This is a genomic window from Nocardioides anomalus (assembly GCF_011046535.1).
In the GTDB taxonomy this organism is placed as follows: Bacteria; Actinomycetota; Actinomycetes; order Propionibacteriales; family Nocardioidaceae; genus Nocardioides; species Nocardioides anomalus.
The window spans coordinates 306,542-321,122 of sequence record NZ_CP049257.1; the positions used below are offsets into that span (position 1 = coordinate 306,542).

Genomic DNA, 14,581 nt, shown 5'->3' on the forward strand with positions numbered 1-14,581 from the left:
CCGGCCCGACCTGACACGGCGCCCGCCGATCCGTCATGCTTGCCCGCTGTGAGCACCCTCGTCTCGACCCCCGCGCCCCGCGGCGCCAAGCTCGACGCCGCTCTGGCCGCGGCCGTCGACCTCGCCCGCGACGTGCTGGCCCTGGACGTGGAGCCCGGCGACGTCGGTGACCACCTCGGGGCGTACGCCGAGGGCGAGCGCGTCGTCACCCACTTGTTCGCGTGCACCCGCCCCGGGTACGTCGGCTGGCGCTGGTCGGTCACCGTGGCCCGCGCGCCGCGCCAGAAGAACGTCACCGTCGACGAGATCGTCCTGGTGCCCGGCGAGGAAGCGATCGTCGCCCCCGACTGGGTGCCCTACCGCGAGCGCATCCAGCCCGGCGACCTCTCGCCCGGCGACCTGCTGCCGGTCAGCGACGAGGACCCGCGCCTGGTTCCGACGTACTCCTTCGGCGACGACCCGCTCGACGCCGACGACAAGGCCCAGATCCGCGAGGTCGCCCAGGACCTCGGCCTCGGCCGGGTCCGCACCCTCTCCGTGGAGGGCCGCGACCTCGCCGCCCAGCGGTGGTACGACGGCGACGGCGGGCCCGACGCCCCCATCGCGCAGTCCGCGCCGCACCACTGCCACAGCTGCGGCTTCCTGGTGCGCATCGCGGGGCCGCTCGCGCAGACCTTCGGCGTCTGCGCCAACGGCGACGCCAACGACGACGGCCGGGCGGTCAGCTTCGACCACGGCTGCGGTGCGCACTCCGAGGTCCGGCTGGCCAAGAAGCACGAACCCCAGCCGCTGCCCGACCCCGTCTTCGACACCCTCACCGTCGACGAGGTCGAGTCCTTCTAGCCGAGCGGGCCCTCGACCGGGGCGCCGCCGGCCTCGGCCTCGCGCCGCTCGGTGCGCACGACCCGGCGCCGCCGGCAGTACTCCAGCCCGAACAGCCCCAGCCCGAACCCGGCCAGGCAGGTCCACAGCCACCAGGTCCGGCCGTCGTCCTCGAGCCGGCCGTAGAACGGCAGCAGCGCGACGAACGCGACCAGCCACGCCACGGTCCCGACCGTGACCGTGCGGACGCCGTCGACGTCCAGGGGCTCGACGTCGGCGACGATGTAGGTCCGGTTGCCGATCTCGTGCTGCATCGGCTGCTCGTCGCGCAGGTCCACGGGCCCAACCTAACGGCCCCGGCCCGACCGTGGTCGCGACACGTAACACAGGTGTGTTCCCCGCGACCCGCAGACGTGGTCTCATGCCGCCATGAGCACCCAGCAGACGGCCCCGGCGCGCCGGTCGGGCCTCGACGGCTACTTCAAGATCACCGAGCGCGGCTCGACCGTCGGCCGCGAGGTCCGAGGCGGGATCGTCACCTTCTTCACGATGGCCTACATCGTCGTCCTCAACCCGCTGATCCTCGGCTTCGCGGCCGACGTCGACGGCAACTTCCTGGGCGGCGGCTCGGGCGACGGCTCGAACCTGCCGGTCATCGCGGCCGGTACGGCGCTGGTGGCCGGCGTGATGACCATCCTCATGGGCGCGGTGGCCAACTACCCGCTGGCCCTGGCCACCGGCCTCGGGCTCAACGCGTTCGTGGCCGTCGGCGTGGCCAGCCAGATGACCTGGGCCGACGCCATGGGCCTGGTGGTCATCGAGGGCCTGATCATCCTGGTGCTGGTGCTCACCGGGTTCCGCTCGGCCGTCTTCCACGCCGTACCCGCCGCGCTCAAGGTGGCGATCTCGGTCGGCATCGGCCTGTTCATCGCGCTCATCGGCTTCGTGGACGCCGGCTTCGTGACCCGCATCCCCGACGTCGCCAACACCACCGTCCCGGTCCAGCTCGGCGGCTCGGGCAGCCTCACGGGCTGGCCGGTCGTGGTCTTCGCCTTCGGCGCGCTGCTGGTCATCGCCCTGTGGGTCCGCAAGGTCAAGGGCGCGATCCTCATCTCCATCGTCGCCACGACGGTGCTGGCGATCATCGTGGACGCGCTCGGCGCCGAGGACGGCTGGTCGCTCAACCAGCCCAAGCTGCCCGACGACGTCTTCAGCACGCCGCACTTCGACACCCTGGGCCACTTCTCGCTGCTGGGCTCCTGGGACCAGATCGGCGTGGTCTCGACCCTGCTGCTGATCTTCACGCTGATGCTCGCGGACTTCTTCGACACCATGGGCACGATGACCGCCATCGGCGCCGAGGCGGGCCTGCTCGACGAGGACGGCATCCCGCCCGGCACCGAGCGCATCCTGATCGTCGACTCCCTGGCCGCCGCGGCCGGCGGCGCCGCCGGCGTCTCGTCCAACACCTCCTACATCGAGTCCGCCTCGGGCGTGGGGGAGGGCGCGCGCACCGGGCTCGCCTCGATCGTCACCGGCGTGCTCTTCCTGCTCGCGATCCTGCTCACGCCCCTGGTGGCGGTCATCCCGTCCGAGGCCGCGGTCCCCGCGCTGGTGCTGGTCGGCTTCCTGATGATGCAGCAGGTCCGCGAGATCGACTGGACCGACCTCGAGATCGCCATCCCGGCGTTCCTCACCATCGTGCTGATGCCGTTCACCTACTCCATCAGCGTGGGCATCGGCGCCGGCTTCATCGCCTACGTGCTCATCAAGCTGGTCGTCGGCAAGGCCGCCCAGGTCCACCCGCTGCTCTGGGTCGTCGCCGTCGCCTTCGTCGTCTACTTCGCGATCAACCCGATCACCGACCTGCTCACGTAGAACCGAGGGGACGTCAAGTCCACCCGTGCTACCCGTGGAGCGATGTTTCGCCTAGGGTGAGGCCGCCGTCGGTCGGGAACGCACGGGGACCGACGCGCTCGCCTCTTCAGAAGGACCGATGTCTCCATGCACCTGAACAACACTCGCGGCGTCCTCGCCCTCGCCGGCCTGGGCCTCGCGGCGGGCCTCGTCGCCGCCGCGCCGGCCCAAGCGGCCACCAGCACCATCCAGATCCGTCCGGCCGACATGCTGGCTCCGACCGGCACCGCCGGCGGCGGCACCCAGGAGTTCTTGGCCGAGGGCATCCACCTCAAGACGGTCAACGACACCGACAGCTTCGCACGCGGTCGTTTCCACGTCGGCGTCCCGCTCGCCCAGGTGACGACCGTCGACTACACCTGGTACGGCCCCAGCACGCCCGTGGACGTGGGCGTCAAGAACTACATCGACGCCGACGCGGACGGCAAGATCGACGGCGAGCTCCGCGGCGAGCACCAGTACGGCGGTCAGGACGTGTGGGTCAACCTCGACACCCAGGACTTCCCTGACTCGGCGCTGCCCGACAACTTCTTCCGCAACCACGCCCCGTGCTTCGAGAACACCCCGGCCGCGGGCGTCACCGACCCGTGCGGCTCCTGGGGAGGCGACGGCTACCACGGCACCCTGGCCAACTGGACCAAGACCCTGCAGGCCGCCACTGGGAAGGCCCCGGTGCTGGTCGACGGTGGCTACGCGCTGAGTGGCGTGGTCGCGGACGGCGTGCTCCGACAGATCACCTACGGCCCGAACCAGTACGTCTTCACCGACCAGGCCAAGGCCGCCGTCGTCGCCACCGCCGAGGCCAAGCGCGACACGGTCAACAAGAGGCAGAAGGCGCGGATCGCCGGCACCGTCAAGCCGGTGGGCACCGCCGCCAAGGTCACCCTGCAGGTCAAGAAGAACGGGACCTGGACCGATGTCAGCACGCGTGACCTCGCGGCCGACGGCGCCTACAAGTTCAGCGCCAAGACGGTCAAGACGGGTGTCAACCGGTTCCGCGTGACTGTATCGGAGACGAACTCGACCGCCGCCGGCACCAGCGATGTCGTCAAGGTGCACGTGCTGCGCAAGAAGTAGCTCCCTCCACGGCAAGCGAGCGGCCGTCCCCGGACCCGGGGGCGGCCGCTCGCTGCGTCCGCGACCACGGGAATGGTTAGCACGGGTAATGAGTTAGGCTAAGAGTCATGCCCACCGTGGAGAAGGTCGCCCGCACCGACGCCGGACTGGCGTCGGAGCTGCGCATGTCCGTCATGCGGCTGCGCCGGCGGCTGGCCAACGAGCGCGACCCCGGCAACGACCTGAGCATCCCGATGATGGCGGTGCTGGGCGGGCTCTTCCGCTACGGCGAGCTGACCGTCGGCGAGCTGGCCCAGCTGGAGCGGGTCCAGCCGCCCACGATGACCCGCAAGGTCAACGGCCTCGAGGAGGCGGGCCACGTCGCCCGCCGCCCGCACGAGTCCGACGGCCGGGTCGTGGTGGTCACCCTGACCGACCACGGCCGCGAGACGGTCCTCGCGGACCGCAAGCGCCGCGACGAGTGGCTGTCGCGCCAGCTGCGCGACCTGACGCCGGCCGAGCGCCAGACCCTGCGCGCCGCCGCCCCCATCCTGCAGAAGCTGTCCGAGAGAGACTGAGAACGACCGAGTGAGCCCCACCTTCCGAGCCCTGCGCAACCCGAACTACCGGCTCTACCTCGCCGGCAGCATCGTGTCGAACGTCGGCACCTGGATGCAGCGGGTGGCGCAGGACTGGCTGGTGCTGAGCCTGCCCGGCACGGGCGGCACCGAGCTCGGCATCACCACGGGGCTGCAGTTCCTCCCGACGCTCCTGCTCGCGCCGTACGCCGGCGTGGTGGCCGACCGCTTCCCCAAGCGGCTGCTCCTGCAGCTCACCCAGCTGGCCATGGCCGTCTCCTCGCTGGCGCTGGGCCTGATCGCGGTGAGCGGGCACGCCGAGGTCTGGATGGTCTACGCGCTGGCCTTCACCTTCGGCATCGCGGCGGCCTTCGACGCCCCCACCCGGCAGTCCTTCGTCTCCGAGATGGTCGGGCGCGACGACCTGACCAACGCGGTCGGGCTCAACTCCGCGTCGTTCAACACCGCCCGCCTGCTCGGCCCGGCCCTGGCCGGCCTGCTGATCGGGCTGCTCGGCGGCGGGGCCACGGCTTCGGGCTGGGTCATCCTCATCAACGGCGTCTCCTACTTCGCCGTCATCTGGCAGCTGCACCGCATGGACACCCGGCTGCTGCACTCGCCCGAGCCGCGCGGTCGCGCGCCGGGCCAGCTGCTCGAGGGCGTGCGCTACGTCCGCTCCCAGCCCAAGATGCTGATGATCCTGGTCCTGGTGTTCTTCGCGGGCACCTTCGGGATGAACTTCCAGATCACCTCGGCCCTGATGGCCACCCAGGAGTTCGGCAAGGGCGCCGGTGAGTTCGGGCTGCTCGGCTCCTGCCTGGCCGTCGGCTCGCTGTCCGGGGCGCTGCTCGCCGCCCGGCGCCCGACCATCCGGCTCCGGCTGCTGCTCTTCGCGGCGGTCGGGTTCGGTGTGGCCGAGATCGTGGCCGGGCTGATGCCCTCCTACCTCGCCTTCGCGTGCTTCGCGCCGGTCATCGGCTTCAGCACCATCACGCTGCTCAACTCCTCCAACGCGACCATGCAGATGTCGGCCGCCCCGGAGCTGCGGGGCCGGGTGATGGCGCTCTACATGACCGTGGTCATGGGCGGTACGCCGCTGGGCTCGCCCGTCATCGGCCTCATCGGCGAGCAGCTCGGGGCGCGCTGGACGCTGCTCATCGGGGGTGCACTGGTGCTCGTCGGGGTGGCCCTGGCGGTGCTGGTGCTCCAGCGGGCCACGGCTCGCGTCGAGGCGCCGGCGCCGGCCCAGCCGGTGGCCGCCTGAGGGCGGTTCCGCGCGCTTTTGCCCTGGGCTCGGGCGGCCGGTAGTCTCGATCCTCGGTGTCTGGTGCGTCCAGACCCTTGTGCGTGCCCAGCGGCCGAGGTCTCTCCTCCCGCAGCGGGATGCATCGACAGGCACAGGCCAGACAGCAACACCACCGTGCCCGGCAAGGCGCCGGGCCGTGAGACGAAGCAGAAAGGGAACCACCACAGGTGCCCACCATCCAGCAGCTGGTCCGCAAGGGCCGCCAGGACAAGGTGTCGAAGAACAAGACACCCGCCCTGAAGGGTTCGCCGCAGCGCCGAGGCGTCTGCACCCGCGTCTACACCACCACCCCGAAGAAGCCGAACTCCGCCCTCCGCAAGGTCGCCCGCGTGCGCCTGAGCAGCGGCGTCGAGGTCACGGCGTACATCCCGGGCGTGGGCCACAACCTCCAGGAGCACTCGATCGTGCTCGTCCGCGGTGGCCGGGTGAAGGACCTCCCCGGTGTCCGCTACAAGATCATCCGCGGCACGCTCGACACCCAGGGCGTGAAGAACCGCAAGCAGGCGCGCAGCCGCTACGGCGCGAAGAAGGAGAAGAGCTGACATGCCGCGCAAGGGTCCGGCCCCGAAGCGGCCGATCGTCACCGACCCGGTCTACGGGTCGCAGCTGGTGAGCCAGCTCGTCTCCAAGGTGCTCATCGACGGCAAGAAGCAGGTCGCGCAGCGCATCGTCTACTCCGCGCTCGAGGGCTGCCGCGACAAGACCGGCACCGACCCCGTGGTCACGCTCAAGCGCGCCATGGACAACGTCAAGCCGGCCATCGAGGTCAAGTCCCGCCGTGTCGGTGGCGCGACCTACCAGGTCCCGATCGAGGTCAAGGGCACCCGCGGCACCACGCTCGCGCTGCGCTGGCTCGTCGGGTACGCCGCGGACCGCCGTGAGAAGACCATGGCCGAGCGGCTGATGAACGAGATCCTCGACGCCTCCAACGGCCTCGGTGCCGCGGTGAAGAAGCGCGAGGACACCCACAAGATGGCCGAGTCCAACAAGGCCTTCGCCCACTACCGCTGGTGACCGAGCGGCCGGGCTGGCGAGAGGAACAAAAGACCACCGCGTCGACGTTCTCCTCACAGCCCGGTCCGCACGGCCCGGGCGCTGTGCTGATTTCACACGCCGTGCACGTACTTCCAAGGGACTGAGACAAAGACAGTGGCTGTCGACATCACCACGGACCTCAACAAGGTCCGCAACATCGGCATCATGGCGCACATCGACGCCGGCAAGACCACGACGACCGAGCGGATCCTCTTCTACACCGGCATCAACTACAAGATCGGTGAGGTCCACGAGGGCGCGGCCACGATGGACTGGATGGAGCAGGAGCAGGAGCGCGGCATCACCATCACGTCCGCCGCGACGACCTGCTGGTGGAAGAACCACCAGATCAACATCATCGACACCCCCGGCCACGTGGACTTCACGGCCGAGGTCGAGCGCTCGCTGCGCGTCCTCGACGGCGCCGTCGCGGTGTTCGACGGTGTCGCGGGCGTCGAGCCCCAGACCATGACCGTGTGGCGCCAGGCCAACAAGTACGCCGTGCCCCGCATGTGCTTCGTCAACAAGCTCGACCGCACCGGTGCCGACTTCTTCCACTGCGTCGACATGATGGTCGACCGGCTGAACTCCACCCCGCTGGTCCTGCAGCTGCCGATCGGCGCCGAGTCCGACTTCCTCGGGGTCGTCGACCTCGTGGGCATGCGCGCGCTGACCTGGCGCGGCGAGACCACGATCGGTGAGGACTACACGGTCGAGGAGATCCCGGCCGAGCTCGAGGCGCAGGCCGCGGAGTACCGCGAGAAGCTGCTCGAGACGCTGGCCGAGGCCGACGACGCCGTCATGGAGAAGTACCTCGACGGCGAGGAGCTCTCCGTCGACGAGCTCGAGGCCGCGATCCGTCGCGCCACGCTGGCCGACAAGCTCAACCCGGTGCTGTGCGGCACGGCGTTCAAGAACAAGGGCGTGCAGCCCCTGCTCGACGCGGTCGTGAAGTACCTCCCCTCGCCGCTGGACATCGATGCGATCGTCGGCCACGCGGTGAACAACGAGGACGAGCCGGTCAGCCGCAAGCCGTCCGACAGCGAGCCGTTCTCGGGCCTGGCCTACAAGATCGCCAGCGACCCGCACCTCGGCAAGCTCATCTACGTCCGCGTCTACTCCGGGAAGCTGGAGGCCGGCTCGACCGTGCTCAACTCGGTCACCGGCAAGAAGGAGCGGATCGGCAAGGTCTACCAGATGCACGCCAACAAGCGTGAGGAGATCGCGTCGGTCGGCGCCGGCCAGATCGTGGCCGTCATGGGTCTGAAGGACACCAAGACCGGGCACACCCTGAGCGACATGCAGAAGCCCGTCGTGCTCGAGTCGATGACGTTCCCGGCCCCGGTGATCGAGGTCGCGATCGAGCCCAAGACCAAGGGCGACCAGGAGAAGCTCGGCACCGCGATCCAGCGGCTCTCCGACGAGGACCCGACGTTCACCGTCAAGTCCGACGAGGAGACCGGCCAGACGATCATCGCCGGCATGGGCGAGCTCCACCTGGAGATCCTCGTCGACCGGATGAAGCGCGAGTTCCGCGTCGAGGCGACCGTCGGCAAGCCGCAGGTGGCCTACCGCGAGACGGTGCGTCGCGAGGTCACCAACCACAGCTACACCCACAAGAAGCAGACGGGTGGCTCCGGCCAGTTCGCGAAGGTCGTCATCTCGCTCGGCCCCAACATCGACCCCGAGACGGGCGCCGGTGCGGGCTACGAGTTCCAGAACAACGTGAGCGGCGGTCGCGTGCCCCGCGAGTACATCCCGTCGGTGGACCAGGGTGGCCAGGAGGCCATGGAGTTCGGCGTGCTCGCCGGCTACCCCATGGTCGACGTGAAGTTCACGCTCGAGGACGGCGCCTACCACGACGTCGACTCCTCCGAGCTGGCCTTCAAGATCGCGGGCAACCAGGCCTTCAAGGAGGCCGCCCGCCAGGCCCAGCCGGTGCTGCTGGAGCCGATGTTCGCGGTCGAGGTGACGACTCCCGAGTCGTTCCTCGGCACCGTCATCGGCGACCTGAACAGCCGTCGGGGTCAGATCCAGGCGCAGGAGGAGCGGCACGGTGACATGGTCATCAACGCCCTCGTGCCGCTGTCCGAGATGTTCGGGTACGTTGGCGACCTGAGGTCCAAGACCTCCGGTCAGGCTTCGTACTCGATGGAGTTCGACTCGTACGCCGAGGTTCCGAAGAACATCGCCGACGAGATCATCAAGAAGGTGCGCGGCGAGTAGTTCGCCGTACGTCTTCGGCACCATCCAGCAAGTACGAGTCAAGTAACCACACCAGGAGGAGCCCACAGTGGCTAAGGCGAAGTTCGAGCGGACCAAGCCGCACGTCAACATCGGCACGATCGGTCACATCGACCACGGCAAGACGACGCTGACCGCTGCCATCACCAAGGTCCTGCACGACAAGTACCCGGACCTGAACCCGTTCACCCCGTTCGACGAGATCGACAAGGCTCCTGAGGAGCGTCAGCGCGGCATCACGATCTCGATCGCGCACGTCGAGTACCAGACCGAGTCGCGTCACTACGCGCACGTCGACTGCCCGGGCCACGCGGACTACATCAAGAACATGATCACCGGCGCGGCCCAGATGGACGGCGCGATCCTCGTGGTCGCCGCCACCGACGGTCCGATGCCGCAGACGCGTGAGCACGTGCTGCTCGCCCGCCAGGTCGGCGTGCCGGCCCTGGTCGTGGCGCTCAACAAGTGCGACATGGTCGACGACGAGGAGCTCATCGAGCTCGTCGAGATGGAGGTGCGCGAGCTCCTCTCCGAGTACGAGTTCCCCGGCGACGACATCCCCGTGGTGCGCGTGGCCGCCTTCCCGGCGCTGAACGGCGACGAGAAGTGGGGCGAGTCGGTCTTCGAGCTGATGACCGCGGTCGACGAGTACATCCCGACCCCGGAGCGCGAGACCGAGAAGCCGTTCCTCATGCCCGTCGAGGACGTCTTCACCATCACCGGTCGCGGCACGGTCATCACCGGCCGCATCGAGCGTGGCATCGTGAAGGTCAACGAGGAGGTCGAGATCATCGGCATCCGCGAGGGCTCGCAGAAGTCCACGGTCACCGGTGTCGAGATGTTCCGCAAGCTCCTCGACGAGGGCCAGGCCGGCGAGAACGTCGGGCTGCTGCTCCGCGGCACCAAGCGCGAGGACGTCGAGCGCGGCATGGTCGTGATCAAGCCCGGCACGACCACCCCGCACACCAACTTCGACGCGAGCGTCTACATCCTGTCGAAGGAGGAGGGCGGCCGCCACACGCCGTTCTTCAACAACTACCGTCCGCAGTTCTACTTCCGGACCACCGACGTGACCGGCGTGGTGACCCTCCCCGAGGGCACCGAGATGGTCATGCCCGGCGACAACACCGAGATGAGCGTCGAGCTCATCCAGCCGATCGCCATGGAGGAGGGCCTGCGCTTCGCCATCCGCGAGGGCGGCCGCACCGTCGGCGCCGGCCGGGTCACCAAGATCAGCAAGTGACCTGATCCGCTCCACTCCGAAGCCCCCCACCGCTAGCGCGGTGGGGGGCTTCGTCGTTCTCGCTCCTCAGGTCCCTGGCTGACTGGGTGACCCGATCCGGCGCCGACGGTGCGGCCGCCCTCGCGGATGGCGAAGCGCTGGCCCTCCTCCATGGCGATCGGCGGGCTGAGCCTCGCCCTGGGTGAGGGTGCGGGGTGGCTGGGGAGTCGACTCGGTGCTCCGTCCGGAACGGCCGCTGTCGGGCTCCGCCCGACCATGCCGTTGACGGCCCGGCCGGCTGTGCCTCATCTCAACGGAGCCGGCACCGGGTTCTCGGGGCCATGGAGGCACGCGGATGTGGCTGGGGTGGCCCGCTGCTTGTCCCTTCGTGTCGGCCCACCGCCCGACCATGCCGCTGTCGGCCCTCCGTCCGACCATGCCGCTGTCGGCCCTCCGCCCGACCATGCCGCTGTCGGCCCACCGCCCGACCATGCCGCTGTCGGCCCACCGCCCGACCATGCCGCGCTGCGGGCTCCGCCCGACCATGCCGCGCTGCGGGCTCCGCCCGACCATGCCGCGCTGCGGGCTCCGCCCGACCATGCCGCGCTGCGGGCTCCGCCCGACCATGCCGCGCTGCGGGCTCCGCCCGACCATGCCGCGCTGCGGGCTCCGCCCGACCATGCCGCGCTGCGGGCTCCGCCCGACCATGCCGCGCTGCGGGCTCCGCCCGACCATGCCGCGCTGCGGGCTCCGCCCGACCATGCCGCGCTGCGGGCTCCGCCCGACCATGCCGCGCTGCGGGCTCCGCCCGACCATGCCGCGCTGCGGGCTCCGCCCGACCATGCCGCGCTGCGGGCTCCGCCCGACCATGCCGCGCTGCGGGCTCCGCCCGACCATGCCGCGCTGCGGGCTCCGCCCGACCATGCCGCGCTGCGGGCTCCGCCCGACCATGCCGCGCTGCGGGCTCCGCCCGACCATGCCGCGCTGCGGGCTCCGCCCGACCATGCCGCGCTGCGGGCTCCGCCCGACCATGCCGCGCTGCGGCCATTCGGTCATGTCGTCGTCGCGCTGCTCTATCAAGTGCTCGCCCTTGGCACGACCGCTCCTAGCCAAGTATCCACTCAGCGTATTCACCGGGTGTACAGTCGCATTCGTGAGCGCAGCGATGGTCCTCCTGGGCCTCCTCGGGCGGGGCCCCGGACACGGCTACGAGCTCAAGGTCGCCCACGATGCGTGGTTCCCGGCGGCCAAGCCGTTGGCCTTTGGCCAGGTCTACGCCTCGCTCGGCCGCCTGGAGCGCGACGGCCTCGTCGAGACCGTCGAGGTGCAGCCCGGCGACGGGCCTGAGCGGACCGTCTACGCCTTGACCGACGCGGGCCGGGCGGCGCTGGACCGGTGGCTGGCCGAGCCCGAGCAGCCCGTGAGCCACTCCGCCGACGACCTGGTGCGCAAGACGGTCACGGCGTTGCGGCTCGGCGTGGACCACGACCGGTTCCTGGACGGGCAGCACCGCTCGTACGTGGCGCTGATGCGGGAGCTGACCCGCGAGCGGACCCGCACTGAGGAGCCGGGTGCGCGCATCGCGCTCGACCACCGCCTGGCGCACCTTGACGCCGACCTGCGCTGGCTCGCGGAGACGCGGGAGCGGGTGCGCGGACTGGCCGCGGCAGGCGGCGGGACGACCACGGGAGGTGGGGACCGGTGACGCAGAACGAGCTGTTGCTGCAGGCCCGAGGCCTGCACAAGGGATTTGGCAGCACGCCGGCGCTGCGTGGCGCCTCGGTCGTCGTACGTCGCGGCGAACAGTTGGCCGTCACTGGACCATCGGGCAGCGGTAAGAGCACGCTGCTGCACTGCCTGGCCGGGACCTTGTTGCCGGACGCCGGCTGGGTGTCCTACGACGGCCACCGGCTCGACGGTCTCAGTGCCGACGCGCGGACCCGGCTGCGCCGCGTGCACATCGGACTGGTGCTGCAGTTCGGGCAACTGGTGCCGGAGCTGACAGCGCTCGAGAACGTCGCCCTGCCGCTACTGCTTGAGGGCCGCCGCCGTGCCGACGCGGCCGAGGCCGCCCGGCAGTGGTTGGACCGCGTCGGCATCGCGGGGCGCGCCGACGCCACCCCGGCCGAGTTGTCCGGCGGGGAGCAGCAGCGCGTGGCCATCGCCCGTGGGCTGGTGTCCTCGCCCTCGGTCGTTCTCGCCGACGAGCCGACCGGTGCCCTCGACACCGTGGGCGGAGAGCAGGTCGTCCAAGTGCTGGTCAAGGCCACCCGGGAAACCGGCGCCGCACTCGTCGTCGTGACCCACGACCACCGGCTGGCCGCCTGGATGGACCGTGAAGTCGTGCTGCGCGACGGCCAGACCGTCGACACGGAGGCCGACGCGTGAGGCCGCTCTGGTTGACCGTCTTGCGGGCCTCGGGCCGCGCTCGGGCCGGGCTGGTCGTGGCGAGCACGGCCGTGGCGTCGGGGCTGCTCCTCGTCGCAGCCTCGTACGCCCGGCTCAGTGGTTGGGGCGGCTACAACTACGACCCCGCCGTGGACGGCAACGCACCGCTCCTGGGACCGATCGCCGACCCGGGTACACGTGGAGGCGCCATCTTCGCGGCGGTGCTCATGACCGTGCCGGTCGTACTGCTGCTCGACCAATGCGTCCGGCTCGGCTCGGCCGCGCAACGACGCCGCTACCGCGCCCTAGCGGTGGCGGGCGCGACCCGCCGCGACCTGCGCCAGTGGGGTGCGGTCGAGACCGGCGGCCCGGCCCTGCTCGGCGCGGTGGTCGGAGTCGGCGTCTGGCTGATCCTGCGCTACCTGCTGGGCACCGTGCCCGCCTCCTCGGGCCAGGCCACTCTCGTGCCGACCGCCACCGGCCCGGGCTGGTGGGCGCTGCTCGTCGTCGCTCTGGTCACGGCGTATGGCGTGCTCGTGGGCCGGCGCGCGGCAAGTGCGGCGGCCGCCGACCGGCGCCCCGCCCGGCGCTCGAGACCCTGGGGTCCGGTCCTTCTGGTCGCGGCGGTGATCGTCCTGGTCACCGGCGGACTCACCGGCGGCGGTGACCCCGCCTCGACCGTGATTCCCTTCGTGCTCGTCGCCGTCGCGGTCATCGGGATCGTGCTGAGCACCCCGTGGCTCGCCTTCGTCTTGGCTGGCCGGGCCGCGCGCCGGGCCGAGCATGCGGCCGTCCTCCTCGCCGCGCGCCGCATCCGCGCCGACCACGGAGCCGCCGGTCGCGCCGCCGCCGCGGTCGGCGCCGTCGGGCTCGCGCTCGGGGTGACCGGCACCTTCGTCACCGACGTGCTCACCAGCGGCTCGCTGGACGTCGGCTACTACGTCGGCCCCGCCATACTCGTCGCGCTGCTCGCCATGCTGGCCCTCGGGCTCATCACGCTGTCCTTATCGCTGCACTCGATCGAGTCAACCCTTGCTCGCCGCCGCGCGGTCTCGGCCCTGGCGGCCACCGGCACACCGGTCAGCGTCCTTGAGGACGCCCACCGCGAGGAGTGCCGGATGGTCACCCTGCCGCTGACGGTCGGCGCCGCCCTGCTCGGAGCCTTCGTCTACGCCCTGACCGCCGGCAGCCTGTTCGGGCTGCTCGGCGGACTCGTGACGGCAGCCCTCGCGGCGCTCGCCGTGCGCCTCGCCATCCGCGTGGTCCCCCTGGCGACGCGCCCCTACCTGCACGCCGCGGTCGACGTCACCAACCTCCGCACGGAATGAGCTCGGCGCTCGACCTGCGGTAGCCCGTACCGGCGGCCGCCCGACCATGCCGCACTGCGGGCTCCGCCCGACCATGCCGCTGCCGGCCCTCCGCCCGACCATGCCGCTGCCGGCCCTCCGCCCGACCATGCCGAGTAGGCGGGCGACGACTACGTCAGGGAGCGACCCGATATACGGGCACCCGCGTTGAGCAGCTTCCGCTGAATCGAACGCAGGATGGCAATACCTTCCGCGTCCGTGTGACCCCAAGTGTGGATGCTGTCGAGACCGGACCCGAACACGTCGCTGGCCCACACGAACTCGGTCGCAACGAGGGCACGTGTCCAGTCCCGTCGCGAGAGTCCTTGTCCGCTCGACACTGCCTCAGCGATGCGCCGTCCCTCAGCGACTAGGTCCGAGACCGACTTGAAACCCATCACTCTTGCTAGGTCGTCTGTTGCTGATGCAGGCCCTCCCCATTCCTGAACTCCCCAGCGGAGCATGGACCGCTCTTCATCGCTCAGGTCCACGTCCAAGACATCGTCCACGCACTCACCGTAGGGCCGATACGACGAAACGTCCGGTCACGCCGCTGACGGGCCTCCGCCCGACCATGCCGCTGTCGGCCCTCCGCCCGACCATGCCGCTGTCCGGACGCTCGGCTCGCACCGGGACCTCGATGCTCAACACAGGCGACGACGACCGT

13 protein-coding genes and 1 pseudogene are annotated in these 14,581 nt (G+C 70.6%); 12 read left to right on the forward strand and 2 right to left on the reverse strand.

Annotated features, from left to right (window positions below; genetic code table 11):
• Positions 1 to 48: 48 nt before the first annotated feature.
• Positions 49 to 843, forward strand: coding sequence for a DUF3027 domain-containing protein (locus G5V58_RS01600; RefSeq protein ID WP_230486998.1), 795 nt, complete (start codon positions 49 to 51; stop codon positions 841 to 843).
• Here G5V58_RS01600 and G5V58_RS01605 read toward each other — a convergent pair.
• A complete protein-coding gene (locus tag G5V58_RS01605; protein WP_230486999.1) occupies positions 840 to 1,160 on the reverse strand; it encodes a DUF2530 domain-containing protein in 321 nt (106 codons plus the stop codon). The two genes, G5V58_RS01600 and G5V58_RS01605, sit on opposite strands and share 4 nt — an antisense overlap.
• A 91-nt stretch (positions 1,161 to 1,251) precedes the next feature.
• On the opposite strand from G5V58_RS01605, the gene G5V58_RS01610 reads away from it, so the two are divergent.
• The 8 genes from G5V58_RS01610 to tuf all read left to right on the forward strand — a co-directional run bounded on the left by G5V58_RS01610 (position 1,252) and on the right by tuf (position 10,201).
• Positions 1,252 to 2,700, forward strand: coding sequence for an NCS2 family permease (locus G5V58_RS01610; RefSeq protein ID WP_165228167.1), 1,449 nt, complete (start codon positions 1,252 to 1,254; stop codon positions 2,698 to 2,700).
• A gap of 126 nt (positions 2,701 to 2,826) precedes the next feature.
• Complete coding sequence (locus G5V58_RS01615) at positions 2,827 to 3,816, forward strand: hypothetical protein (protein WP_165228169.1); 990 nt, start codon at positions 2,827 to 2,829, stop codon at positions 3,814 to 3,816.
• Between the two features lie 107 nt (positions 3,817 to 3,923).
• Positions 3,924 to 4,373: a MarR family winged helix-turn-helix transcriptional regulator gene (locus G5V58_RS01620; RefSeq protein WP_196240549.1), complete on the forward strand. Its 450-nt coding sequence runs from the start codon at positions 3,924 to 3,926 to the stop codon at positions 4,371 to 4,373.
• A 10-nt stretch (positions 4,374 to 4,383) separates the two neighbouring features.
• On the forward strand, positions 4,384 to 5,637 hold the full coding sequence (locus G5V58_RS01625; RefSeq protein ID WP_165228171.1) for an MFS transporter: 1,254 nt from the start codon (positions 4,384 to 4,386) through the stop codon (positions 5,635 to 5,637).
• Positions 5,638 to 5,846: 209 nt separating this feature from the next.
• Positions 5,847 to 6,221, forward strand: coding sequence for a 30S ribosomal protein S12 (rpsL, locus tag G5V58_RS01630; RefSeq protein ID WP_011757353.1), 375 nt, complete (start codon positions 5,847 to 5,849; stop codon positions 6,219 to 6,221).
• Position 6,222: 1 nt separating this feature from the next.
• Positions 6,223 to 6,693 carry a 30S ribosomal protein S7 gene (gene rpsG, locus G5V58_RS01635; RefSeq protein WP_165228173.1) on the forward strand — a complete coding sequence of 157 codons (471 nt, stop codon included), beginning with the start codon at positions 6,223 to 6,225 and terminating at the stop codon, positions 6,691 to 6,693.
• A gap of 186 nt (positions 6,694 to 6,879) precedes the next feature.
• A complete protein-coding gene (gene fusA, locus G5V58_RS01640; RefSeq protein ID WP_230487422.1) occupies positions 6,880 to 8,940 on the forward strand; it encodes an elongation factor G in 2,061 nt (686 codons plus the stop codon).
• 67 nt (positions 8,941 to 9,007) lie between these two features.
• Positions 9,008 to 10,201, forward strand: a complete 1,194-nt coding sequence (gene tuf, locus G5V58_RS01645) for an elongation factor Tu (RefSeq protein WP_165228177.1) — start codon at positions 9,008 to 9,010, stop codon at positions 10,199 to 10,201.
• Between the two features lie 32 nt (positions 10,202 to 10,233).
• On the opposite strand, the pseudogene G5V58_RS26630 reads toward tuf, so the two are convergent.
• Positions 10,234 to 10,371: pseudogene (locus G5V58_RS26630) on the reverse strand (EF-Tu C-terminal domain-related protein); the annotation flags it as partial.
• A 962-nt stretch (positions 10,372 to 11,333) separates the two neighbouring features.
• On the opposite strand from G5V58_RS26630, the gene G5V58_RS01660 reads away from it, so the two are divergent.
• From G5V58_RS01660 to G5V58_RS01670, 3 genes are read left to right on the forward strand one after another with little or no spacing between them, the layout of a single operon-like run.
• Entirely contained in the window at positions 11,334 to 11,885 is a 552-nt protein-coding gene (locus G5V58_RS01660; protein ID WP_165228179.1) for a PadR family transcriptional regulator, read from the forward strand.
• On the forward strand, positions 11,882 to 12,568 hold the full coding sequence (locus G5V58_RS01665; protein WP_165228181.1) for an ABC transporter ATP-binding protein: 687 nt from the start codon (positions 11,882 to 11,884) through the stop codon (positions 12,566 to 12,568). The genes G5V58_RS01660 and G5V58_RS01665 overlap by 4 nt, the downstream gene beginning before the upstream one ends.
• Before the next feature lie 11 nt (positions 12,569 to 12,579).
• Entirely contained in the window at positions 12,580 to 13,896 is a 1,317-nt protein-coding gene (locus G5V58_RS01670) for a hypothetical protein (RefSeq protein WP_165228183.1), read from the forward strand.
• Positions 13,897 to 14,581: the final 685 nt, after the last annotated feature.